Source organism: Dactylosporangium sp. NPDC000244, from assembly GCF_040300725.1.
Taxonomy (GTDB): domain Bacteria; phylum Actinomycetota; class Actinomycetes; order Mycobacteriales; family Micromonosporaceae; genus Dactylosporangium.
The window spans coordinates 15518-39268 of record NZ_JBEPEH010000039.1 but is presented as its reverse complement, the minus strand read 5'-3'; the positions used below and the strand labels follow the sequence as shown (position 1 = coordinate 39268).

At 72.4% G+C, this 23751-nt stretch carries 20 protein-coding genes; 9 read left to right on the top strand and 11 right to left on the bottom strand.

The window, feature by feature from the left end; genetic code table 11:
• Position 1: 1 nt before the first annotated feature.
• The 5 genes from ABT369_RS43230 to ABT369_RS43210 all read right to left on the bottom strand — a co-directional run bounded on the left by ABT369_RS43230 (position 2) and on the right by ABT369_RS43210 (position 5575).
• On the bottom strand, positions 2–1405 hold the full coding sequence (locus tag ABT369_RS43230; protein ID WP_350621752.1) for a GH1 family beta-glucosidase: 1404 nt from the start codon (positions 1403–1405) through the stop codon (positions 2–4).
• Entirely contained in the window at positions 1402–2247 is an 846-nt protein-coding gene (locus ABT369_RS43225) for a carbohydrate ABC transporter permease (protein ID WP_350621940.1), read from the bottom strand. The genes ABT369_RS43230 and ABT369_RS43225 overlap by 4 nt, the downstream gene beginning before the upstream one ends.
• A gap of 62 nt (positions 2248–2309) precedes the next feature.
• Positions 2310–3287 carry a carbohydrate ABC transporter permease gene (locus ABT369_RS43220; protein WP_350621750.1) on the bottom strand — a complete coding sequence of 326 codons (978 nt, stop codon included), beginning with the start codon at positions 3285–3287 and terminating at the stop codon, positions 2310–2312.
• Positions 3288–3377: 90 nt separating this feature from the next.
• Positions 3378–4691: an extracellular solute-binding protein gene (locus ABT369_RS43215; protein ID WP_350621748.1), complete on the bottom strand. Its 1314-nt coding sequence runs from the start codon at positions 4689–4691 to the stop codon at positions 3378–3380.
• Positions 4692–5029: 338 nt separating this feature from the next.
• Positions 5030–5575 (bottom strand): plasmid pRiA4b ORF-3 family protein, encoded by a 546-nt coding sequence (locus ABT369_RS43210; protein ID WP_350621746.1) that lies wholly within the window; start codon positions 5573–5575, stop codon positions 5030–5032.
• Positions 5576–5651: 76 nt separating this feature from the next.
• On the opposite strand from ABT369_RS43210, the gene ABT369_RS43205 reads away from it, so the two are divergent.
• From ABT369_RS43205 to ABT369_RS43170, 8 genes are all read left to right on the top strand, one after another.
• On the top strand, positions 5652–6362 hold the full coding sequence (locus tag ABT369_RS43205) for a pyrimidine reductase family protein (RefSeq protein WP_502891895.1): 711 nt from the start codon (positions 5652–5654) through the stop codon (positions 6360–6362).
• 193 nt (positions 6363–6555) lie between these two features.
• Complete coding sequence (locus ABT369_RS43200) at positions 6556–8328, top strand: ATP-binding protein (RefSeq protein ID WP_350621936.1); 1773 nt, start codon at positions 6556–6558, stop codon at positions 8326–8328.
• Positions 8329–8342: 14 nt separating this feature from the next.
• Positions 8343–9488 (top strand): exonuclease SbcCD subunit D, encoded by a 1146-nt coding sequence (locus tag ABT369_RS43195; protein WP_350621743.1) that lies wholly within the window; start codon positions 8343–8345, stop codon positions 9486–9488.
• Positions 9485–11962: an AAA family ATPase gene (locus tag ABT369_RS43190; protein WP_350621740.1), complete on the top strand. Its 2478-nt coding sequence runs from the start codon at positions 9485–9487 to the stop codon at positions 11960–11962. The genes ABT369_RS43195 and ABT369_RS43190 overlap by 4 nt, the downstream gene beginning before the upstream one ends.
• Positions 11959–12900 carry a hypothetical protein gene (locus tag ABT369_RS43185; protein WP_502891894.1) on the top strand — a complete coding sequence of 314 codons (942 nt, stop codon included), beginning with the start codon at positions 11959–11961 and terminating at the stop codon, positions 12898–12900. Before ABT369_RS43190 ends, ABT369_RS43185 begins: the two co-directional genes overlap by 4 nt.
• Positions 12897–13784: a DNA-3-methyladenine glycosylase family protein gene (locus ABT369_RS43180; RefSeq protein ID WP_502891893.1), complete on the top strand. Its 888-nt coding sequence runs from the start codon at positions 12897–12899 to the stop codon at positions 13782–13784. Before ABT369_RS43185 ends, ABT369_RS43180 begins: the two co-directional genes overlap by 4 nt.
• A gap of 97 nt (positions 13785–13881) precedes the next feature.
• Complete coding sequence (locus ABT369_RS43175; protein WP_502891896.1) at positions 13882–14967, top strand: ATP-dependent DNA ligase; 1086 nt, start codon at positions 13882–13884, stop codon at positions 14965–14967.
• Between the two features lie 89 nt (positions 14968–15056).
• Positions 15057–16610, top strand: coding sequence for an alpha/beta hydrolase (locus ABT369_RS43170; RefSeq protein ID WP_350621734.1), 1554 nt, complete (start codon positions 15057–15059; stop codon positions 16608–16610).
• A gap of 388 nt (positions 16611–16998) precedes the next feature.
• Here ABT369_RS43170 and ligD read toward each other — a convergent pair whose 3' ends face one another.
• Entirely contained in the window at positions 16999–18012 is a 1014-nt protein-coding gene (gene ligD, locus ABT369_RS43165; protein ID WP_350621732.1) for a non-homologous end-joining DNA ligase, read from the bottom strand.
• Between the two features lie 250 nt (positions 18013–18262).
• The gene (locus tag ABT369_RS43160) at positions 18263–19582 is read right to left on the bottom strand and encodes a hypothetical protein (protein WP_350621730.1); all 1320 of its coding nucleotides are present in this window, start codon (positions 19580–19582) and stop codon (positions 18263–18265) included.
• A gap of 320 nt (positions 19583–19902) precedes the next feature.
• Here ABT369_RS43160 and msrB point away from each other — a divergent pair, with 320 nt between their 5' ends.
• Positions 19903–20310, top strand: coding sequence for a peptide-methionine (R)-S-oxide reductase MsrB (msrB, locus tag ABT369_RS43155; RefSeq protein ID WP_350621728.1), 408 nt, complete (start codon positions 19903–19905; stop codon positions 20308–20310).
• Here msrB and ABT369_RS43150 read toward each other — a convergent pair.
• Genes ABT369_RS43150 through ABT369_RS43135 form a run of 4 tightly spaced genes read right to left on the bottom strand, consistent with a single transcriptional unit; the run spans position 20307 to position 23738 of the window.
• Positions 20307–20738, bottom strand: coding sequence for a GNAT family N-acetyltransferase (locus tag ABT369_RS43150; protein WP_350621726.1), 432 nt, complete (start codon positions 20736–20738; stop codon positions 20307–20309). The genes msrB and ABT369_RS43150 overlap by 4 nt on opposite strands.
• Positions 20735–22096: an FAD-dependent oxidoreductase gene (locus tag ABT369_RS43145; protein ID WP_350621723.1), complete on the bottom strand. Its 1362-nt coding sequence runs from the start codon at positions 22094–22096 to the stop codon at positions 20735–20737. The genes ABT369_RS43150 and ABT369_RS43145 overlap by 4 nt, the downstream gene beginning before the upstream one ends.
• On the bottom strand, positions 22093–22230 hold the full coding sequence (locus ABT369_RS43140; RefSeq protein WP_350621721.1) for a hypothetical protein: 138 nt from the start codon (positions 22228–22230) through the stop codon (positions 22093–22095). Before ABT369_RS43140 ends, ABT369_RS43145 begins: the two co-directional genes overlap by 4 nt.
• 5 nt (positions 22231–22235) lie before the next feature.
• The gene (locus tag ABT369_RS43135; RefSeq protein ID WP_350621719.1) at positions 22236–23738 is read right to left on the bottom strand and encodes a deoxyguanosinetriphosphate triphosphohydrolase family protein; all 1503 of its coding nucleotides are present in this window, start codon (positions 23736–23738) and stop codon (positions 22236–22238) included.
• Positions 23739–23751 lie beyond the last annotated feature (13 nt).

The window sequence follows — 23751 nt, the reverse complement described above, 5'->3', positions numbered from 1 at the left end:
GCTACTCGGCCAGGCCGTTGCGCTTGATGACCTCGCGGTAGCGGTGCCCGCTGGTCTTCATGGTGCGCGTCTGCGTGTCGTAGTCGATGCCCACCAGGCCGAAGCGCTTGGTGTACCCCCACGCCCACTCGAAGTTGTCCAGCAGCGACCACGCGAAGTACCCCCGCAGCGGGGCGCCCTGCCCGATCGCGGCCAGGCCGGCGCGGAAGTGCGCGTCGAAGTAGTCTGCCCGCTCGACGTCGTCGATCGCGCCGTCGGCGGTGCGGGTGTCGACGTACGCCGCGCCGTTCTCGGTGACGTAGAGCGGGATCGCCGGGTAGTCCCGGGCGACCCGCACCAGGGTCTCGGTGAGCCCGGGCGCGTCGACCTCCCAGTTCATGTCGGTCACGGGCACGCCCGGCCGCTGGTGGAAGCGGACGTGCTCGCTGCCGGGCCAGGACGTGGGGGCCCGCCAGTAGGGCTCGGCGGGCAGGTCCGGGTCGGGCGCGCCGACCACGTGCCGGCTGTAGTAGTTCACGCCGAGCAGGTCCAGCGGGGCGGAGACGGTCTCCAGGTCGCCGTCGTGCACGAAGCCGAAGTCGGTGACCTCGCTCAGGTCCTGCCGGACGTCGTCCGGGTAGGCGCCGAGCAGTACCGGATCCAGGAACAGGCGGTTGGCCAGGCCGTCGATGCGCCGAACGGCGTCGAGGTCGGCCGCGGAGTCCGGGTCCGCCGGCGAGATGGCGTAGAGGTTCAGCGTGATGCCGAGCTGGGCCTCCGGGTCGTTCGCGCGGATCGCCTGCACCGCGAGGCCGTGGCCGAGCAGCAGGTGGTGCGTCGCGGCGAGCGCGTCCGGGGCGTGCTTGCGGCCCGGGGCGTGCACGCCGGAGGCGTAGCCCAGGAACGCCGAGCACCAGGGCTCGTTCAGCGTGGTCCAGTGCCGGACCCGGTCGCCGAGCGCGCCGTGCACCTGCGCGGCGTAGTCGGCGAACCGGGCGGCGGTGTCGCGGGCCGGCCAGCCGCCGGCGTCCTCGAGCTCCTGCGGGAGGTCCCAGTGGTACAGCGTCACCCACGGGGTGATCCCGCGCTCCAGCAGCTCGTCCACGAGCCGCTGGTAGAAGTCGAGGCCCTTGCTGTTCATCGACCCGCGGCCGCCCGGCTGCACGCGGGGCCACGCGATGGAGAACCGATAGGAGCCCAGCCCCAGATCGGCCATCAGCGCGACGTCCTCGCGGTAGCGGTGATAGTGGTCGCACGCCACGTCGCCGGTGTCGCCGCCCTTGGTCCTACCGGGCGTGTGGCTGAAGGTGTCCCAGATCGACGGCGTACGGCCGTCTTCAGCCGCCGCCCCTTCGATCTGATAGGACGCCGTCGCCGCACCCCAGAGGAATCCGGGCGGGAACGTCAGCGGGTCGATGTTGGTCACGCCTTGACCGAACCTTCCATGATGCCGCCGATGATCTGGCGGCCGAATGCGATGAACACGATGAGCAGCGGCACGATCGCCAGGGCTGTCCCGGTAAAGACTTGCACGTAGTCCGTCTTGTAGTAACCGGTGGCCAGAATGTTCAGGGAGACCTGGACGGTCGGTGTGTCACCGTTGAGCACCACGTAGGGCCAGAGGAAGTCGTTCCACGTCTCCATGAACGTCAGCAGGCCGAGGACCGCCGCGGCCGGGCGCAGTGCCGGGAGCACGACGCTCCAGTACGTGCGCCACGTCGAGGCACCGTCCACCCGCGCCGCCTCGATCAGCTCGTCGCTGATCGCCGACTCGGCGTACTGCCGGATCATGAAAACGCCGAAGCCCTTGACCAGGAAGGGCACGATGACCGCCTGCAGCGTGTTGGTCCAGTCGAGCTTCACCATCAGCAGGTACAGCGGGATGATGTTGACCTGCGTCGGGATCATCATCGTCATGATGATGACGAGCAGCAGCGCGTTCTTGCCGCGGAACTTGAGCTTGGCGAACGCGAAGCCTGCCAGCGTCGAGAAAAAGACTACCGACAGCGTCACGCAACCCGCCACGATGGCCGAGTTGATCAGGCCGTAGACGAAGTTCGCGTCGGTGTTCTCCAGCACCCGCTGGGCGTTGGAGAAGAAGTTCCCCCCCGGCGTGAGCGGCGGCGGGATGTCCGTAACCGCGCTGTTGTCCCGCGACGCCACGATGAACGACCACACGATCGGGAAGATCGACAGCACGATCGTGAGGATCAGCGCCAGGTAGGTCAGCGGGCTCGCGTCCCACAGCGCCGCGGAGGCGCTGCGCACGCGGCCGGGGCGCTTCGGCGCCGGAGCCGGCCGGGTGGCGGGCTTGGTCGGGGTCATGGTGCTCATTGCGTCTGCCCCCTCACCGAGCGGCGCACCAGCAGGAAGTTGATCAGGGCGAAAACGAGGATGATCAGGAACAGCAGCCAGGAGATCGCCGAGCCCCGGCCCACGTTGAAGTTGTTCGTGAACGTGGTCTCGTAGATGTACATGGCGACCGTCTGGAACTCGTTGAGCGAGCCGCCCTGGATCCGGCCGTAGTTGAACAGCAGCGGCTCGGTGAACAGCTGCATCCCGCCGATGGTCGAGATGATCACCGTGAACAGGATCGTCGGCTGGATGAGCGGCACCGTGATCCGCCAGAAGCGGCGGACGGCCGAGGCCCCGTCGAGGGAGGCCGACTCGTAGAGCTCCTTCGGGATCGCCTGCATCGCGGCGAGGTAGATCAGGGCGTTGTACCCCGTCCAGCGCCAGTCGACCATGAAGGCGATCGCGGTCCAGGAGGACCAGCGGTGGTTGCGCCACTCGACCGCGTCGAGGCCGACGCTCTGCAGCAGCCAGTTCGCCAGGCCGTACCGGTCGGCGAAGATCAGGCCGAAGACGATGCCGACGGCGGCGACCGAGGTGATGTTCGGGATGAGCACGCCCATGCGGATCGCGGTGCGGGCGCGCATCTTCTTGTTCAGCCAGCTGGCGACCATCAGCGCGAAGATGAGCTGCGGCACGGTCGAGATGATGAACAGCCCGAACGTGTTGCCGATGACGGTCCAGAAGTGCTCGTCGGTGAGGACCTTCGTGTAGTTCTCGAAGCCGACGAATCCCTGGTCGCCGCCCGTCAGCGTGTTCTTGCGCAGCGACAGCACCGCGGTGTAGACGAGCGGGTAGGCGCCGAAGACCGCGAAGAGCAGGAAGAACGGCGCGACGAAGAGGTACGGCGAGTACTTGATGTCCAGCCGGCCGAGGCGCAGCGAGCGCCGGGGCGTCGGCGACACCGGGTCCCTCCGCCCGTGGCGAGGCCCGGAGACCTCGACATTGGTGGTCATTGGTGTGGTCCTTTACGCCTAAGCCCGGTCGCTGGCGAGCGGAGGTGGCGAGTTGCCGCCACCTCCGCCCGGTGTCGATCGGGGTACCGATCAGCCCTCGGCCAGCGCCTTGCTGTCCTTGATGGCCTTGTCCCAGCCCGCCTGAGCAGTCAGCTTGCCCTGCTCAGCGGCCTGCATGGCCGGCTCGAACGCGTTCTCCCAGAGGGCCTGGTGCTTCGGGCCCAGGTAGATCGGCTTGAGGGTCTTCGCGGCGTCGACGTAGATCTTGCCGACGGGCGCGTTGTTGAAGTAGTCGTTCGTCGCGCCGGCGATCTGCGGGTCGGCCAGGGCCGACTGCGACGACGGGAGCGGGCCCGCCTCCTTGAAGGCGTCGATGCCGCCCTGCTTGCCGGTCAGGAACTTGATGAGCTCGAACGCGGCCTTCTTGTTCTTGCTCTGCTCCGGGATCGCGAGGTACGAGCCACCCCAGTTGCCGCCGCCGCCGGGGATCGTGGCGATGTCCCACTTGCCCTTGGCGGCGTCGCCGGCGCGCTCCTTGATGACGCCCGTGTACCACGGCGGGCACGGCACGGTCGCGAACGCGGCGTTCTTGAACGCGGCGTCCCAGTCGGTCGACCAGCGGGCCAGCTTCGAGGTCAGGCCCTTGGAGGCCATGTCCAGACCGAGGTCGTAGGCCTTCTTCACGACCGGGTTGGTGTCGCCGATGTACTTGTCGCTCTTGTCGTAGAACCAGGTGTCGCTGTTCTGCATGATGTACGGCTGCATGACCGAGGTCGCCGAGTCGAGCCAGGTCGCCTTCAGGTTCTTGGACTTGAAGACCTCGCCCTGCTTGACGTAGTCGTCCCACGTCGGCCAGAGCTTGCTGACCGCGTCACGGTCGGTCGGCAGGCCGGCCTGCTGGAACAGGTCGCTGCGGTAGCACATGGCCAGCGGGCCGACGTCGGTGCCGAGACCGACGAGCTTCTTGCCGTCCGCGGTGAACGCGTTCTTCCACTTGAACGGCAGGTACTCGCTCTCCAGCGACGACGCGCCGAGGTCGAGCAGGTTGGCGAAGGGCTTGTTGTCCTTCAGGTACTGCAGGAGCATGCCCTCTTCGAGCATGACCACGTCGCTCGCGCCGCTGCCCGCGGAGAGCTGCTGGGCCAGCTTCGGCACGAAGTCCTTGGTCTGGCCCTCGTTCTTGATGTCCACCTTGATGTTCGGGTTGGCGGCCTCGAAGTCCTTGACCGCCTGGGTGAACCCGGGCGTGCCGAAGTAGGACAGCGAGATCGTGACCGGGCCGCCGGTGCTGCCGTCGGATCCCGCGTTGTCCTTCTTGGCACTGCAGGCGCCCATGCCGAGGGCGAGCCCGACGGTCAGTGCGGCCGCGGCGACGGAGCGGACGCGGCGCGAGGTGAAACTCATCCTGACCCCTCTCTCAGGTCGTGATGGGTGGGTGTGGTGTGGGGTGTTGATGCGTACGGCGGCGGGCAGGGGGAAGCCCCGCCGGCGCGGTATGGCGGACATGCGAGTTGATGTCTCCCACGGCTGCGGGGTGTGGCACCGGCCACAGCCGCGGGAGCGCTCCCATGAGACTGGACTGCGAACGACGGCGTGTCAATGGGGCAATGGGAGCGTTCCCATTTCGTTACCGCAAGATTTCTAAGCGACCTTTTCGCCGGATTCGCGGCTTTTGGGGGTGCGGCAAAGTTCTACAGAGCGTCACGACCGCTTGTTGGGGCCCTATGTGGGCTGAAAGTTACTCAGGTCATGCGCCGCAGGAGGGTGCTGGCCCGCCCGGCGTCGAATCCGGCGGGGTCGAAGTCGCGGCCCAGCCACGCCCGCATGGCCTCGTGCTCGGGGTTGCGCGGGTCCGCGTACGCCGCCAGGAAGTCGCGGTAGCCCAGCGGTCCGCCGACGTCGTCGGGCGGGCAGGCGCGCTCCCCGCCCGTGCACATCGGGTAGCGCACGCCCGGGTCGGCCGGCACGACGTCCTCGACCGTCACGTCGTGCTCCCACCAGTCGCCGAAGTCGTACGTGTACCGCAGCCGCGAGCCCTTGCCCGCCACGGCGTCGAGCCGGTGCTCCAGCTCGTCGTGCACCTCGAGCAGCCCGTCCGGGTCCGGCATGCCGTACTGCACCCCGTCGATGTCGAACACGTGCAGGTGCCGGTCGCCCCAGCCCATCGCCAGCTGGATGATCCGGTGCAGGCGGTCCAGCGTGAACGCGCCGGGCAGCAGCACCCGCCGCCAGACCGGCGGGTCGACGCCGTCCAGCGCGATGCGCAGCTGGTAGATCATGCGAGCCATGGTGCAGCCATTGTCGGGTGCGCCTCCCCCGCGCCGCAGCCCTACACCGCGATCTCCCGCCAAGTAGATTCGGTGGGTGCAGCAGCTGTGGCCCGACGTCGTCGCCGAACCGGATCTGATCGACCTGTATCGAACCCCGCCTGGTCCCTGGCTGCGGCTGAACTTCGTGTCGAGCCTGGACGGGGCCGGGCACGTGGACGGGCGCAGCGCGCCGCTGTCCGGGCCGGCCGACAAGCGCGTCTTCGGCGTCCTGCGCATGCTCTGCGACGCGCTCGTGGTGGGCGCGGGGACCGTGCGCGAGGAGGGGTACCACGCGCTGCGCCTCGACGCCGACCGGCGGGCCTGGCGGGTGGCGAACGGGCTGTGCGAGTACCCCACCCTGGTCATCGTCTCCGGGCGCCTCGATCTCGATCCCGGGCAGGACGCCCTGGCCGGCGCCCCGGTCCGCCCGATCGTGCTCACCCGCGCCGGGGCCGACCCGGGGCGGCTGGCCGACGTGGCCGAGATCATCACTGTCGGTGACGATGCGGTGGATCTCGTCGCCGGGCTCGCGGCGCTGCGCGAGCGGGGGTTCGCGCACCTGCTCAGCGAGGGCGGGCCGCGGCTGTTCGGCTCCCTGACCGCGGCCGGGCTCGTCGACGAGCTGTGCCTGACGCTCTCCCCGCTGCTCGCCGGCCCCGGGGCCGGGCGGATCACCGACGGCCCGCCCCTCGCCGCCCCGGAGCGGCTCACCCTGCGTCACGTACTCATGGACGAAGGGTTGCTCTTCCTGCGGCACGCTCGTTAACCACAGGACCGTCCACATGCCTGTGGACAACGTGCCGCGAGCCTGTGGACAAAGGTGAGTCGCGACCGGGTTCGTCCCCTTTTGCCCGGGTGAATGGGACACTCATCCATCGACCGTGGCGTGGTGCCTTCGCCCTTGTGGGCGACGTGGGGCACGATGCACAGGCGAACACATGTACTGGGGGTCGAACGCCATGGAGGACGAGTCCGCAGCCGCTTCGGGCGGGCCGGTCGTCGGGCGCGTGCTCGGCACCGCCGACGCCACGCCGCTGACGTTCTGGGTCGCCGTCGAGGACGGCGCCTACCTCCAGCTCGACGACGTCGTCGTCACGGAGCGTGACCTGCCCGGCCACGACCCGGTGACCATCGCCGGCGTGGTGACCGCGGTCCGGGCCCGCCACGAGGGCGTCGTGTTCGACTCCGACGTGTTCCTGGTCGCCGACGGCACGCTGCCGGCCACGATCCAGGAGGCCGCGGAGATCACCACGACCCGCGTCGACCCGGAGGTGTACGTCCCCCCGACCCCGGGCGCGCTGGTCCGCCGGGCCCAGGGCGACGCGCGGGCCGGGGCGCTGTACTTCGACCGCATGGAGCGCACCATCCCGATGGGCTTCGGCCGCGACGGCGCCGCGATGTTCCTCAACGCCGACTTCCTCGACGGCTCGCGGGGCGCCCACGTGTCCATCTCCGGCATCTCCGGCGTGGCCACGAAGACAAGCTTCGCGACCTTCCTGCTCTACTCCGTCTTCCGCTCCGGCGTGCTCGGCGGCGCCGGCGAGACCGCGAACACCCGCGCGCTCATCTTCAACGTCAAGGGCGAGGACCTGCTCTTCCTCGACCACCCCAACAGCCGGCTCGACCAGGCCACCGAGGACGCCTACGCGCGCCTCGGGCTGGTCGCCGGGCCGTTCCCGGACGTGCGGGTCTACGCGCCGCCGCGGGCCGGGGACTCCTCCGGCACCCCGGACGTGAGCAGCCGGCTGTCCGGCGTCGACGCCTTCTACTGGACGCTGACGGAGTTCTGCACCGACCGGCTGCTGCCGTACGTGTTCGCCGACGCCGACGACGAGCGGCAGCAGTACACGATGGTCGTGCACTCCGTGACCGCGCACCTGGCGCGCATCGCCCAGCCGGCCGAGGGCGGGGTCGCGGTCGACGGCACCCGCCTGAACTCGTACGCCGACCTCGTGGACTACCTCGTCGAGCAGCTCAACGACGACGCCACCCGCGGGCAGTGGGCCGGCAGCGCGGTCGGCCTCGGCACCGTGAACGCGTTCGCGCGCCGGCTGATCGGCAGCAAGAAGGACCTGTCCCGGCTGATCCGCGGCGACCTCGCCCAGCGCAAGCCGCACCAGATCAACACCGCCGAGTCGGCCCAGGTGACCGTGGTCGACCTGCACAACCTCCCCGACCGGGCGCAGCGGTTCGTCGTCGGCGTCACGCTGCGCACCGAGTTCGAGCGCAAGGAGAAGGCCGGCACCGCCAAGCCGCTGCTGTTCGTGGTGCTCGACGAGCTGAACAAGTACGCGCCGCGGGAGGGCACCAGCCCGATCAAGGAGGTGCTGCTCGACATCGCCGAGCGCGGGCGCTCCCTCGGTGTGGTGCTCATCGGCGCCCAGCAGACCGCGAGCGAGGTGGAGCGGCGGATCGTGGCCAACTCGGCGATCCGGGTCGTCGGGCGGCTCGATCCGGCCGAGGCGTCGCGGCCGGAGTACGGCTTCCTCCCGCCCGCCCAGCGCCAGCGCGCCCTGCTGGCCAAGCCCGGCACCATGTTCGTGTCCCAGCCGGAGATCCCGGTGCCGCTGTGCATCGAGTTCCCGTTCCCCTCGTGGGCGACCCGGCCGGCCGAGGCCGGCCCGCCGCCCGCCTCGACGCTGCGCTCGATCGCCCAGGCCGCCACCGACCCGTTCGCGGTCGTGGCCCGGGTCGGCGGCGGCGGCATCAGCGACGACGACATCCCGTTCTAGGAAAGGCCGGCAGCTTGCGGATCCTGCACACCTCGGACTGGCACGTCGGCAAGGTCCTCAAAGGACAGTCGCGGGGCCCCGACCACATCGCGGCCATCAACGGGCTCGTGGACGTCGCCAAGGCCGAGCGCCCCGACCTGGTGATCGTCGCCGGTGACCTCTACGACACCGCGACCCCGACCGCCGACGCCACGAAGATCGTCACCCGCGGCCTCTCGGCGCTGCGCCGGACCGGCGCCGACGTGGTGGTCATCGGCGGCAACCACGACAACGGCAACGCCCTCGACGCGCTGCGCCCGTGGGCCGACGCCGCCGGGATCACCATCCGCGGCGCGATCGGCCGGCCCGAGGAGCACCTGCTGTCCGGCGTCTGCGGCAACGGCGAGCAGTGGCGGCTCATCGCGCTGCCGTTCCTCTCCCAGCGCTACGCCGTGCGCGCGAGCGAGATGTTCGAGCTCTCCGCGGCCGAGATGACGCAGTCCTACGCCGGCTACATCGGCGACCTCATCGCGCGGCTCGCCAAGGGTTTCGGCGACGACACCGTGAACCTGCTGACCGCCCACCTGACCGTCATCGGCGCCACGATGGGCGGCGGCGAGCGGGAGGCGCACACGATCATGGGGTACGCGGTCCCGTCGTCCGTCTTCCCGTCCTCCGTGCACTACGCGGCGCTGGGCCACCTGCACCGCCCGCAGCCCGTCGCCGGCCCCTGCCCGATCCGCTACAGCGGCAGCCCGCTGCCGATCGACTTCGGCGAGGAGGAGAACATCGTCTCCGTCGCGGTCGTCGACGTCACCCCGAGCACCGCCGCGCGGGTGCGCGAGATCCCGCTGCCGGTCGCGACGCCCCTGCGCACCGTGCGGGGCACCCTCGCCCAGTTGTCCACATTGGACACGGGCGACGCCTGGCTGCGGGTGTACGTCCAGGAGGCCCCCCGCGCCGGCCTGCGCGAGGAGGTGCAGGAGCTGCTGCCCAAGGCGCTCGAGGTGCGGATCGACCCGAAGCTGCTGCCGGGCCCGGGCGCCGGGCGGGGCGAGGCGCCGCGGGCGGGCCGCTCCGCGGGCGAGCTGTTCGCCGACTACCTCGGCCAGCGCGGGCACGCCGACGAGGCGACCGTGAACCTGTTCCACCGGCTGCACGACGAGGTGATGCACTCATGAGGCCGGTCCGCCTGGATCTCGACGGGTTCACCGTGTTCCGCGAGCCCACCACGGTCGACTTCACCGACACGGACTTCTTCGCGCTGGTCGGGCCGACCGGCTCGGGCAAGTCGACGGTGCTCGACGCCATGTGTTTCGCGTTGTACGGCACCGTGCCCCGCTGGGGCGACCGGCGCGCGATCGCCAACGCCCTCGCACCGTCGGCGGCCGAGGCCCGGGTGCGCCTGATCTTCGAGTCGGCCGGCAAGCGCTACGTCCTCACCCGCGTCGTGCGCCGGGACGCCAAGGGCGCCGTGACCACCAAGCACGCCGGGCTGGAGATGCTGGCGGCCGGGCTCGACCTGGGCAAGCTGGAGTTCGGGCTCGAGCAGGACGACATCGCCGAGGTCCTCGCCGGGACCCCGGGCGAGGTCGACACGGCCGTGCTGACCGTTGTCGGGCTGCCCTACGAGCAGTTCACGAAGTGCGTGGTGCTGCCCCAGGGCGAGTTCGCCGCGTTCCTGCACGCCAAGCCGGCCGAGCGGCAGAAGATCCTGGTGAATCTGCTCGGGCTGGAGGTGTACGGCAAGATCCGCGAGCGGGCGCAGGCCGAGGGCACCACCGCCGAGGCCAAGCTCAAGGTGCTCGACGACCAGCTCCACGCCCTCGCCGACATCGACGACGCCGCCCTGGCCACGGCCGAGGCCCGGGTCGAGGCGCTGCGCGGGGTGGCCGCGGCCGTCGACGCCATCGCGCCCCGCCTCGCCGACGCCGGGAGGCTCGCCGCGACCACCGCGACCGCCCTGGCCACGCTGGACGCGGAGATCGCCCGCCTCTCCTCGGTGGCGGTGCCCGCCGACGCCACCGGCCTCGCCGCGGCCGCCGCCACCGCGCGCGCCGCGGTCACCGGGGCGATGGATGCCGCCCGGGCCGCGGAGGAGCGCGAGGAGAAGCTGCGCGGGGAGCTGCAGTCGGCCGGGGACGCGACGGCGCTGCGCCGGCTGCTCGACCACCACGCGGCCCGCTCGCGCCTGCTCACCGAGGCGTCCACCGTGCGCGCGACGCTGGCGGGCGCGGAGGCGGAGCACGGCAAGGCCGCGGCGGCCCTGGAGTCCGCGCGCGCGGACGCGGCCAAGGCCCGGCTCGCGCTGGAGGCCGCGTTCGAGGCCTACAACGCGGCCATGGCCGCCGACCAGGCCGTCGCGCTGCGGCCGGGGCTGCACGTCGGCGAGGCCTGCCCGGTCTGCGAGCAGACCGTGCACAAGCTGCCCGACCAGCCGCACGAGCCGGCCGTGGTCGCGGCGAAGAAGGCCGGCGAGCTGGCCCGCAAGCGCTCGACCGCCGCGGACAAGGCCGTGGAGGACCGGGACCGCTCGGCGCGGGAGCTCGACCGGGCGCTCGCGACCGCGCGCGCCCACGCGCAGCAGCTCGAGCAGCGGCTCGGCGAGCTCGATGCCGCGCTGCGGGACGCGCCCGCGCCCGAGGCGCTGCAGCGCGACCTCGACGGCATCGCCGCGCTGACCCGCGGCCTGGAGACGGCGGGCGCCGAGGTCCGCAAGGCCCGCGAGGCCCAGCGCAACGCCGCCGGGCAGGCCGACCGGGCCGAGGAGCGGCTGCGCAGCGCCTGGCGCGGCTTCGACGGGGCCCGCGACGGGCTGGCCGCGTTCGGGCCGCCGCCGGCGAACCGGGACGATCTGGCCGACGCCTGGTCGACCCTCCAAGCCTGGGCGGCCGGCGAGGCGGGCCGGCGCCGGGCCGGGCGCCAGGCCGCGCTGGACGAGGTGAGCGAGGCCGAGCGCCGCGTGTCCGGCATCCGCGACGAGCTCGCCGCGCGGTTCACCGGGGCCGGGCTGCCCGCGCCGGGCGGCGACCCGGCCCGCGACGCCGCGGTCGCGCTGGAGCGCGCGGACGCGGCCCGGCGCCGGATCGAGGAGCGGCGCGCGGACGCGGCCCGGATGCGCGAGCAGCGCGACGAGATGGCCCGCGAGGCGCAGGTCGCCAAGGCCCTCGCCCAGCACCTGCGGGCGGACCGGTTCGAGCGCTGGCTGCTCGCCGAGGCGCTCGACACGCTCGTCGAGGGGGCGTCGCGCACGCTGCGGGAGCTGTCGTCGGGGCAGTACGACCTCGGCCACGAGAAGGGCGAGTTCTTCGTCGTGGACCACCACGACGCGGGCCTGCGCCGGGCCGTGCGCACCCTGTCCGGCGGCGAGACGTTCCAGGCCTCGCTGGCCCTCGCGCTGGCGCTGTCCGAGCAGCTCGCGGGGTTGTCGGCGGCGTCGGCGAGCCTGGAGTCGATCGTCCTCGACGAGGGCTTCGGCACCCTGGACACGGCCACCCTCGACACCGTCGCGGTGACGCTGGAGAACCTGGCCGCGCGCGGCGACCGCATGGTGGGCGTCGTGACCCACGTGGGGGCGCTGGCCGAGCGGATTCCCGTGCGCTTCGAGGTCCGCCGCGACGCGCGGACGGCCCGGATCGAGCGGGTGGGCCTGTGAAGCTGCACGTGGACGCCTGGGACCCCGCGTACGGGCTCTCCTTCGAGGCGACCGAGACCGCGGGGCCGCAGGCGCAGAGCACGGCGCAGATCCAGCCCGACGCCGAGCTGCCCGCGGACTCCTGGCGACCGATCGATCCGCCGCCCGGCCTCGCGGCGCCCGGCACCGTGCTCATCGTCGACGGGGTGCAGCGCATCGACGCGCGGGTCTGGATCACCGACGACGAGGGGACCACGCACCCGGGCGTCGCCGCCTCCTACGCCGCCGGGGTGGTCTGCTGCGAGCTGGACCGGGGCGCCGCGCGGATCGCCACCGCCCGCATCGAGCGGGGGCTGTTCACCTCCGCCGGGCACGTGCCGCCGGTGGTCGCGGGCAGCATCCGGTACCCCTTCCGGCGCGTTTCCCGCGGCGAGCCGAAGGACCTCGCGCTCGGCGTGCAGCGGCACATGCGGGCGCTCGAGGTGGGCGTCTCCGGCGAGGAGCGCACCGACGACGACCTGCTCATCGTCGACGGGCCGCTGCAGGAGCGGGCGCACCTGCCGCGGGCGCTCGGGTACATCAAGACGCACCGGGTCGAGTACCTGCCGCCCGAGCTGACCGCCGTGGTCACCGCGCTGCGGGGCGGGCAGCGCACGCCCGTGTTCGTGCTGGGCACGTCGTGGAACCGTTTTGCCTGGTACCTGCGCCTGCCCGGGCCCGCCGGCGCGCCCTGGTCCGGGATCGTGCGGGCGGAGTGCTCGGCCGACCTCACGCCCGCCGCCGCGGTGGCCCTCGCCCACCTGTCGGCGGTCACCCTGCCGCGGTTCGCGTCGCAGGCGTACAAGGACCCGAGGGCGCCGCAGAACCTGGTGCCGATCGCGGGTCTGGAGCGTAAGCTGCGCGCCATGCTCGGCGATGCCCGTCTGCTGCACCGGGCCCTGTCCCGGGCCGCGGCGTGAAGGTTCCACCGCGGTACGACCTCGCGGGCACCTTCCGGGGCCTCGCGCTCATCCAGGGCGACCCGACCATGGCCATCTCGCACCGTTCGGCCTGGTTCGCGACCCGCACTCCGCTCGGCCCCGGGACGATCGCGTTCGATCTCCAGGGCGATGATCTCGTGTTCGAGGCGTTCGGTCCCGGCGCTTCCTGGCTCCTCGAGCGCGCGGACGCGATCGCCGGCCTGCGCGACGACGTCACGGGGTTCGCCGAGCTCGCGCGCGCCCACCCGCTCGTGCACCGGCTCGCCCGCGAGCACGCCGGGCTGCGCATGGGCGCGACCGGGCGGGTCTTCCAGCACCTGGTGCCGGCGATCCTCGGGCAGAAGGTGACCGGGAAGGAGGCGCACGACGGCTACGTCCGCATCGTGCGCCGGTTCTCCGAGCCCGCGCCCGGGCCGCGCGCCGGCCTCTACCTGCCCCCGCTGCCGGAGGTCATCGCGGACACCCCGTACTGGGCCTTCCACCCGCTCGGGGTCGAGCGCAAGCGCGCCGACACGCTGCGGCGGGCCGCGGCGCAGGCGGCCGCGCTGGAGCGCTGCGCGGACGCGGCGAGCTGCACGGCGCGGCTGGTGAGCATCGCCGGGATCGGGCCGTGGACGGCGGCGGAGGTGACCCGGGCAGTGTACGGGGACGCGGACGTCGTCTCCGTCGGCGACTACAACATCAAGAACAACGTCACCTTCGCGCTGACCGGGGTGGCGCGCGGCAGCGACGAGCACATGCTGTCGCTGCTCGCCCCCTTCGCGCCGCACCGCGGGCGGGTCTGCGGCCTGATCGCGCGCGCCGGGATCGGGGCGCCCCGCTTCGGGCCGCGGATGCCGCTGCGGTCGTTCGCCCGGTTCTGAGCGGTCGCTCTGCTCGTTCGCTCGGTTCTGAAACTTGTCGTACCTGTGTGGTTGACTTGGGCTCGTGGAGCTGCCAGTCCTGCCGCCAGTCGAGCCGATGCTCGCCAAGAGCATTCCCAGCCTGCCCAGCGCGCCCGGCATGAGCTACGAGCCGAAGTGGGACGGGTTCCGCTGCATCGTGTTCCGCGACGGTGACGAGGTCGAGCTCGCCAGTCGCGGCGGCAAGACGCTGACCAGGTATTTTCCCGAGGTCGTCGAGCAGGTCCGGGCCCAGTTCCCGCCCCGCTGCGTGGTCGACGGCGAGATCATCGTGATCCGCCGCGACACCGGCGATCCCCGCCTCGACTTCGAGCTGCTCGGCCAGCGCATCCACCCCGCCGCCTCGCGGGTGAGGCTCCTCGCCGGGCAGACGCCGGCCTCGTTCGTCGCCTTCGACCTGCTCGCGCTGGGCGACGAGGACCTGACCGGGAAGGGGTATTCGGCCCGCCGCGCCCGCCTCACCGAGGCCCTCGACGGGGTGAAGCCCCCGATGCACGTGACCCCGGTGACGACCGACGCGGCCGTGGCCCAGGACTGGTTCGAGCGCTTCGAGGGCGCCGGCCTCGACGGGGTCATCGCCAAGCCGGCCGACGGCCTCTACGAGCCGGGCAAGCGCACCATGTTCAAGATCAAGCACTCCCGCACGGCGGACGCCGTCGTGGCGGGGTTCCGCTGGCACAAGGACGGGCCGATCGTGGGATCGCTGCTGCTGGGGCTCTACGACGAGGAGGGCAGGCTGCACCACGTGGGCGTCGCCGCCTCCTTCACCCGCGAACGGCGGGCCGAGCTGGTCGAGGAGCTCGCCGAATACCGCGAGAACATCGTCGACCACCCGTGGAACTGGGCCGGCCAGACCCCCGGCTCCGCGGCGCAGAGCCTGGAGTCGGTCCCCGCGGGCGACGCCGCGACCCGCCTGCCGGGCGGCGTGAGCCGCTGGACGGGCAAGAAGGACCTGTCGTTCGTGCCGCTGCGCCCGCAGCTCGTGGTCGAGGTCGGCTACGACGCCATGGAGGGCGACCGCTTCCGTCACACCGCCCAGTTCAAGCGCTGGCGCCCGGACCGCGACCCGCTGTCGTGCACCTACGAGCAGCTGGACCGCCCCATCCGCTTCGACGTCGAATCCGTCCTGGCGGGCCGTCCGTGACCTTCTCCTCCGCCCTGCGCACCCTGCTTCCTTCCGCCCTCGGTCCCAGCTCTCGCACTTCGCCTTCTCGCACTCCGGTGCGGCGGTTCGTGGCGCTGTTCCTTGTCGCCTCGCTCACCGCCGGGTGCACCTCGGGCACGCAGTTCACGACGCCGACCTCGGGGCGGCCGCTCACCAAGGCCTCGGCCGGACCGTCGGGCGCCGCGGGCGAGAACGCGAGCAAGTCGGGCGGGCTCGACATCCCGGCCGCGGACTGGCAGCCGTGCCCGGACGCGTACAAGGGCATCTTCCCCACCCCGCCGCAGAACGTGCAGTTCAGCTGCGCGACGGTGAAGGTGCCGCGGGACTGGAACAACCCGAAGGACTCGGGGACCTACGACATCGCCATGGTCCGCGGCCGCTCCACCACCCAGCGCGACCGGGTCGGCTCGCTGTTCATCAACCCGGGCGGCCCCGGCGGCTCCGGGTTCGACTACGGCGTGTATCGCTCGGTGTACCTCCCGGCCGAGATCGTGCGCCGCTTCGACATCATCGGCTTCGACCCGCGCGGCGTCGGGCGCTCCTCGCCGGTCAAGTGCTTCTCCGACGCCGACCTCGACCAGAACTTCGGCATCGACCCCGACCCGGTCAGCGACGAGGGCTACCAGAGCTTCGTCACGCTGACCCGCAAGCTGGCGCAGAGCTGCGGCGACAAATACGGCGACCAGCTCCCGCTGTTCTCCACCGAGCAGGCCGCCCGCGACCTCGACGCGCTGCGGGCCTCCGTCGGCGAGCCGCAGCTGACCTACCTCGGGTACAGCTACGGGACGCTGCTCGGCGCGGTGTACGCCCAGCTGTTCCCGAAGAAGGTGCGCGCCCTCGTGCTCGACGGCGCGGTCGACCCGACCCAGTCGACGCAGCAGTCGGCGGAGAAGCAGGCGGCCGGCTTCGAGCTGGCGTTCACGAACTTCAGCAAGTGGTGCACGGACAACGCCTCGTCCTGCCCGATCGGCCCGGACGCGCGCGCGGTGGTGATGAAGGCGATCGCGGACGCGCGCACCAGCCCGGTCGCGGGCGCCGGCGGCCGCAAGGCGACGTCGGGCTGGGTGTTCACGGCGGTCGTGTCGTCGCTCTACAGCGAGTCGTCCTGGCGCCTGCTCGCCCAGGCCATGAACGACCTGCGCAACGGCAAGCCGGCCAAGATGTTCCAGCTGGCCGACTCCTACGCCGAGCGCGACGCGAACGGCCACTACTCGAACATGTTCGACGCCAACTCGGCCGTCAACTGCGCCGACTCCGACGACACCCCGACGGTCGAACAGGACCGCGCGCTGCAGGCACAGTGGCGCCAGAAGTACCCGCTCTTCGGCGGCGCCCTGGCCCTGAACCTCATCTGCGCCCAGTGGCCGGGCAAGCGTGACCCGTACCCGAAGGGCCCCGCCACGGGCTCGGCCCCGATCGTGGTGATCGGCACCCTGGGCGACCCGGCCACGCCCTACGAGCAGGCCCCCGCCCTGGCCAAGATGCTCGGCGTCGGCACCCTGGTGACGTGGAAGGGCGAGGGCCACACCGCATACCCGCAGACCGGCTGCATCATCGACGCCGTGAACCGCTACCTGATCGACCTGAAGGTGCCCGGCGCGGGCACGACCTGCGAGAAGTAGCGCCCGACCACCGGTGCCCGCCCCGCCTCCCACGGCTTCGGGAGGCGGGGCGGTTTCGCTTTGGCACGAAAAGTCGGGCGCTCCGCGCCACGACTTTTCGGACTTTTCGCCCGACAGGTGACAAGTCGCTTGTGCGGCTTTCGAGGCCGGCTGATCATGGCGCCGCACCCTACGAGGCGCGTTCCCGGTGGCGGCTGCGGACCACGGCCGGCAGCGTACGGCTTTGAGGCCGTGGTTGGAGGTGCAGGCCACGGAAATGCCGAGAGAGGGCGAAGGCGTACCGGAGTCACGCCCGCAAGAGCCGGGGCCGGTCGCCGTGCGGGTGCGGGTGATTCGGCGGCGTGCCGGTGTTGGGTGCGGCGACCGGGAGTCGCGGCGGATGGGGCGGTCAGGCGTCCTGTTTGCGCGCGCGGCTCGGCTGGACGCGCATCGGTTCGCCTTCCATTTTCGGGTACTCGGGCGGGTACGGCATGTCGCCCTCGCCGTTGGCCGCGTCCCGCTCGGACCATTCGAGCAGCTCGGAGATGTCGTGGGAGACGTCGTTGATGGCCGCGTGGGGGTCGCCCAGCGAGGCCAGGCGGGCCGGGACCGTGCGCAGGTCGAAGTCGTCCGGCTCGACGTCGCCGAGCTCCTCCCAGCGCAGCGGGGTCGAGGCGGTGGCGCGGGGGTTGGCGCGCAGGGAGTACGCGCAGGCGATGGTGCGGTCGCGGGCCATCTGGTTGAAGTCGATGAACACCCGCTCGCCGCGCTCCTCCTTCCACCACTTGGTCGTCGCGCGCTCGGGCGCCCGGCGCTCCACCTCGCGGGCCAGGGCGATCACCGCGCGGCGGGCCTCGACGAACGTCCATTGGGGCTTGATCCGGACGTACACGTGCAGGCCCCGGCCCCCGGAGGTCTTCGGCCACCCGATGAACCCGAGCTCGTCGAGCACGCCCTTGAGCACGCCGGCCACCTCGGCCGCGTTGCCGAAGCCGGTGCCGGGCTGCGGGTCGAGGTCGATGCGCAGCTCGTCGGGGTGATCCACGTGGCCCTTGCGCACCGGCCAGGGGTGAAACACGATGGTGCCCATCTGGGCCGCCCACGCCACATGCGCGAGATCGGCCGGGCAGAGCTCGTCGGCCTTGCGCCCGCTGGGGAAGGCGATCTGCGCTTTTTCAATCCACGCCGGTACCCCACGCGCCGGCACCCGCTTCTGAAAGAACGCCTCGCCGTCGATCCCCTCGGGAAACCGCTGCAGCGTCGTGGGCCGATCGCCGAGCGCGCGCATGATCCCGTCGCCGACGGCCAGGTAGTACTCGAACACGTCCCGCTTCGTGAACCCCCGCTCGGGGAACACGACCCGATCCGGGCTCGTGAGCCGCACAGCCCGCCCCGCGACCTCGACCTCAAGCGCATCGGCCATGCCAAGGACCTTACGCCGCACCGGCCGGCCGCGCGGCCACCACGCCACCGCGAAGCCCCGGATCACCGGCCCGGCACCAGGTCCACGCCCTCGCTTCACCGCAGACGAAACGAGACGACCCGCGGAAACGAGCGGAACGGCACACGAAAAGCGGGAGAACGCGGGCGCCGACGTGCGCGGTCGGTGGCCGGGAAGTGCGTGCGCGGCGGACGAAGTCGTCCGCCGCGCACCGGGGGTTGAGGCTGGATGGTCAGCGACCGCGGCGGGAGGGCTGCGGGCGAGGACGCCGGCCGCCCGTCGGCTGCAGGTCGTCGCCGGCCGAGCGACGGCGGTTGCGCGGGCCGGGGACGCGGGTCGAGCCGGGCTCGTCGTCGGGATCGCCGCCGAGGCGCGTCAGGTAGAGGACTCCGGCGCCGCCGATGATGAAGGCGAACCCGATCGTGGTCATCATCGACGAGGACGGGCCGGTGACCGGCAGCTGGCCGACCGAGGTGACGCCCGCGCCGCCCGCCGGGGTGCCGGTGACGCCGCCGGCGCCGGCCGGGCTCACGCCGGTGCCCGATCCTCCGCCGCCGGTGGTGGGGCCGCCGTTGCCCTGACCGCCGCCGCCCGGACCGCCGTTACCACCGGTGGTCGGGCCGCCATTACCCTGGCCACTGCCGCCCGGACCGCCGTTGCCGCCCGTCGTGGGGCCGCCATTGCCCTGGCCACTGCCGCCCGGACCGCCGTTGCCGCCCGTCGTGGGGCCGCCATTGCCCTGACCGCTGCCGCCGCCCCCGGTGGTCGGCCCGTGCCCGTGGTTGTTGCCCTGGCCGTGCCCGCCGCCGGTGTGCGTGCCGCCCGGGCCGCCACCGTAGCCGCCGCTGCCGTGCCCGGAGCCGTTGCCATGGCCGGAGCCGTTGCCGTGGCCCCCGCTCCCCTGCCCACCGTGGCCGTTCCCGTTGCCCCAGCCACCGTTGCCCCAGCCGCCGTTGCCAGCACCGTGGCCGTGGCCCCGACCGCCGCCGTAACCATTGCCCGAGCCGCTGCCGTTGCCCGAGCCGTAGCCGGCGCCGTGGCCGTTGCCCGAGCCGTAGCCGTTGTCCGAGGCGTTCGCGGAGCCGTGGGTCGGGGTGTCGCCGTTCCAGGTGCGGGAGTGGCGGCCCGAGCCGTAGCCGGCGGCGTTCGCGTCCGTGTCGCCGTAGCCGGAAGCAGACGTGTCGCCATAGCCGGAAGCAGACGTGTCGCCATAGCCGGAGGCGGACGTGTTGCCGTAGTCCGAAGGGGCAGGCGAGTCGTGGCCGGAAGTGTCGGACACGCCGGAGCCGCCGCCGGAAGCACCGGCCGCGCCGGATGAGCCGTGCCAGGCCGTGTTCGTCGCGGTCGGGAGGTCCTGGTCCTCCGTCACCGACAGCGCCGAGCGCTCCGCGGCGGACAACGGCGTCTCCACCAGCTGCAGGGTGCCGGCGGCGGCGTCCGTGGTGCGCAGGTCCGGGGGCTGGGTCGACGCGGCCTCGGCGGCGCTCGCCAGGGACGTCACGCCCGCGGCGCCCACCGCGCCCAGCGCGACAGCCTTGTATAGCAGCCTCATCGTCGAACCGACCCCCAAAGCCAAATCACCCGTTGCACCACAAAAGTCCGAATCGTGGCTTTCGGGTGGGCCAACGAGCCAGGCGCCCGGACGATTCGGGCATCTCACCACAAAAGGCCGAGCCGCAAGGGAACACAACCGCGGAAGAGCGAAGCCACAGGAGAGCGACGCCACGAAAGACCGAGTCCACGGAAGGCGCGAAGCCACGGAAGGCCGGGGCCCGGCAAGGAAACGAAGGCGGCCACAGCCGCGAGGACCGGAGCGAACGGTGTTCGCGGGCCGTAATGGCCGAGGGAACGCGGGCGGCCTACCGTTGAGGCATGACTGAGCCACTCGTCACCCTGCCCACGAGCGACGCCGAATGGAAGGTCCGGCTCACCCCGGACGAGTTCCGGGTCCTGCGGCTCGCCGGCACCGAGGCACCGTTCAGCGGGGAGTACGTGAACACGAAGACCGAGGGCACGTACCACTGCCGTGCCTGCGGCGCGCAACTGTTCGCCAGCGACACCAAGTTCGACTCGCACTGCGGCTGGCCGAGCTTCGATGATTCCATCCCCGGCACCGTCAAGGAGATCGAGGACCGCAGTCACGGCATGGTGCGCACCGAGATCCGGTGTGCGCGGTGCGACTCGCACCTCGGGCACGTGTTCCGCGGTGAGCGCATGACGGACAAGAACACGCGCCACTGCGTGAACTCGCTGTCCATCAAGCTGGAGCCGAAGCCCTAGCCCCGGCGCATCGGCACGTGCTCGATGCCGTCCTCGTCGTAGGCCGGCCCGGTCGCCGTGAAGCCGTGGCGCGAGTACAGCCCGGTCGCCACCGTCTGGGCGTCGAGCACGGCGGGGCGGTCCGGGCCGATGTGCTCCAGGGCCGCCCCGAGCAGCACCCCGGCCAGCCCCTGCCCGCGCGACGCCGCCGCGGTGACGACCCGGCCGATGCGGGCGTCACCGGAGGGCTCCGACAGCACGCGCAGGTACGCCGCCACGGTGCCGTCGGGTGCGTCCATCCACAGGTGCACCGTCTCCGGCTCGGTGTCCCGGCCGTCCAGCTCCGGATACGGGCAGTGCTGCTCCACGACGAACACGTCGCAGCGCAGCTTCAGGATGCGGTACAGGTCGTGGGCCGACAGGGACGCGAAGGCGGAGCTGAAGATCACGAGAACGAACCTAGCGCCTCGGCCGCCTTGCGTGCCGCGATGAGCACCGGGTCCCAGACCGGCGCGAACGGCGGTGCGTAGGACAGGTCCAGCGAGGTCATCTCCTCGACGGTCATGCCGTGCCAGAGCGCTACCGCGAGCGCGTCGATCCGCTTGGCCGCGCCCTCCTCGCCGACGATCTGGGCGCCGAGCAGCCGGCCCGTCGTACGCTCGGCGATGATCTTGGTTTTGATCTTCCGCGCGCCAGGGAAGTATCCCGCGCGGGTCGTCGACTCGGTGACCACGCCGAACGAGGAGAACCCGGCCGCGGCGGCCTCGGCGGTGGACAGCCCGGTCCGGGCGACCTCGGTGTCGCAGAGTTTCGACACGGCCGTACCGACGACACCCGGAAAGGTCGCGTAACCGCCCCCGATGTTGATCCCCACGGCGCGTCCCTGCTTGTTGGCGTGCGTGCCGAGCGCGATCGCCACCGGCCGCTGCGAGACGAGGTGGAACGTCTCGACGCAGTCCCCGGCCGCCCAGACCCCGTCGGCCGAGGTCCGCATCCGCCGGTCGGTGCGGATGCCCCCGGTCTCGCCGATGTCGATGCCCGCGGCCCGGGCGAGGTCACTGTCGGGGCGGGTGCCGAGGCCGAGGATGACCAGGTCGGCCGGGATCTCGCCGCCGCTGGTGTGCACCGCGGTGACCCGCCCCGCGTGGCTGGCGAAGCCCTCGAGCCGCTCGCCCAGGCGCAGGGTCACGCCCTCGGCCAGCAACGCGTCGGCGACGAGCCCGCCCATGTCGGGGTCGAGGGTGCGCATCGGCTGGTCGGCCGCGTCGACCAGCGTGACCTCGAGCCCGTGCTTGAGCATCGCCTCGGCCATCTCGAGGCCGATGTACCCGCCGCCGACGACGACGGCCCGCTTCGGCGCGTGGCGGTCGAGGTACCCGAGCAGCCGAATCCCGTCCTCGAGCGTCTGCACCCCGTGGATGCCCAGCGACAGCGCCCCGGGCACGTCGGGCCGCGCGGGCACGCCGCCGGTGGCGATGACGAGCTGGTCGAACGGCTCCCGGTACTCCCCGTCCGGGCCGCGCACCAGCACCGAGCGCCGATCGACGTCGATCCCGACCACGGTCGAGGACAGGCGCAGGTCGATGTCCATGCGGGCGAAGTCGGCGGGGCGCCGGGCCACCAGCTCGTCCGAGGTGGCGACGTCGCCCGCCACCAGGTACGGGATGCCGCAGGCCGAGTAGGACACGTGCTGCCCGCGCTCGAAGGCCACGATGCCGAGGTCGTCGGCCGGGCGCCGCCGCCGCGCCTGGGAGGCGGCGCTCATCCCGGCCGCATCGCCGCCGATCACCACGAGACGCGTGGTCACGCCGCCGCCACGTTCGCGTGCACCGTCTCGGGCCGGTCGCGGCCGGAGCGCAGCTCGTCGTCCGCGGAGTCCCGGTGGAGCACGGGCAGCCGGGCGTCGAGCTCTTCCTGGGTCATCGGGCGCAGTCGAAGCATGAGACTCACAATACGAACGCGTCCGTCCACAGCTGGCGCGAACGCCCCGAGAGCGCCTCGAGCAGCCCGACCGCCTGCCCGTCGGTGAGCGCGGCGACGAAGTCCACGATCGCCCGGCCGCGGGCCATGGCCACGACGTCGATGCGCTCCCGGCCGTAGTCCGACGGGTCCAGCTCCGCGGTCTCGGCCTCGGCGAGCTCCACGAGGTCGTGCAGGCGCCGCGGCAGCCGCGCCTCCTCCCCCGGGTCGGTCAGCCACGCGTGCAGCGCCTCGACCAGGCTGGACAGCAGCCGGGCCTGCCCGCGCTGGTGCAGGGCCAGGTCGGGGCGCTCCAGCACGAACCGGTGGTGGATGAACTTCAGGATCTGGACCTCGTGCCACTGCGCGGGCGCGAGCAGCACGTGGCCGGAGCGCACCGGCGGGTCGGGCCGCACGTGGACGGCGTCGATGAGCCGGCGGGTCCAGCGGGCCGAGAACCGGGCCACCGCCTGCTCGGCGTCGATGGAGCCGTCGAAGGGGGCGGCGAGCAGCCCGTCGGCGAGCTCGGTGCGCACGTGGGCGACGGCGGCCGCGAACGCGTCGTCGTCGCTGATCCAGCCGTCCTTCGCCCGCAGCCGGCGGCGCAGGACCTCGACCGAGCGGCCCGGGCGGCGGCCGGTGGCGCGCAGCTGCGCGTCGCCGAGGCCGCGCAGCTCGCCGGCGTCGCGCAGCCAGGCGACCAGCTCGGCGGCGACGGCGCCCTGCTGGAGCACGCCGACGCGGTGGAAGTCCTCGAGGTCGTGGATGGCGTAGGCGATGTCGTCGGCCGTGTCCATGACGGAGGCCTCGGCCGTCTGCTGCCAGTCGGCGATGCGGCCCGCGAAGGGCGCCCGCGCCTGGCGGACGTCGGCGAGCTCGGTGACGTAGGCGCCGAACTTGCTCGACCCGATCGCGGGGTCGCCGCCGGCGCCTCGGGGCGTCGGGCTCATGCGCATCGGGTGCGGGTCCGGGTACGTCCGCCGCGTCCACGGGTATTTCAGCAGCGCGGCCCGCACCGCCGCGGTGAGGTCCAGCCCGATCGCCGCGCCCCGCACCTGGGTGCTGGTGACGATGCGGTACGACTGGGCGTTGCCCTCGAACCCGTCGGGCAGCCCGAGCCGCTCGCGGGCGAGCCGGTCGAGCACGTGCTCGCCGAGGTGCCCGAAGGGCGGATGGCCGAGGTCGTGGGCGAGCGCGGCGGCCTCGACGACGTCGGCGTCGCACCCCCCGAGCTTGTCCAGCACCGGATCGCCGCCGATCTTCTCGGCGATGCCCCGGGCGACCGAGGCGACCTTGAGGCTGTGCGTGAGCCGGTTGTGCACCAGCAGCCCGGAGCCGCCGGGGCTGATGACCTGGGTGACGCCCGCCAGCCGGGCGAAGAACGGCGAGGCGACGATCCGGTCCCGGTCCACCCGGTACGGGCTCGCGGAGAGGTCGCCGGGGGCCATGACGGCCCCGCCGAAGAGTCGTCGTTCGCGCAGGTCTTCCATGGGACCAGTTGTA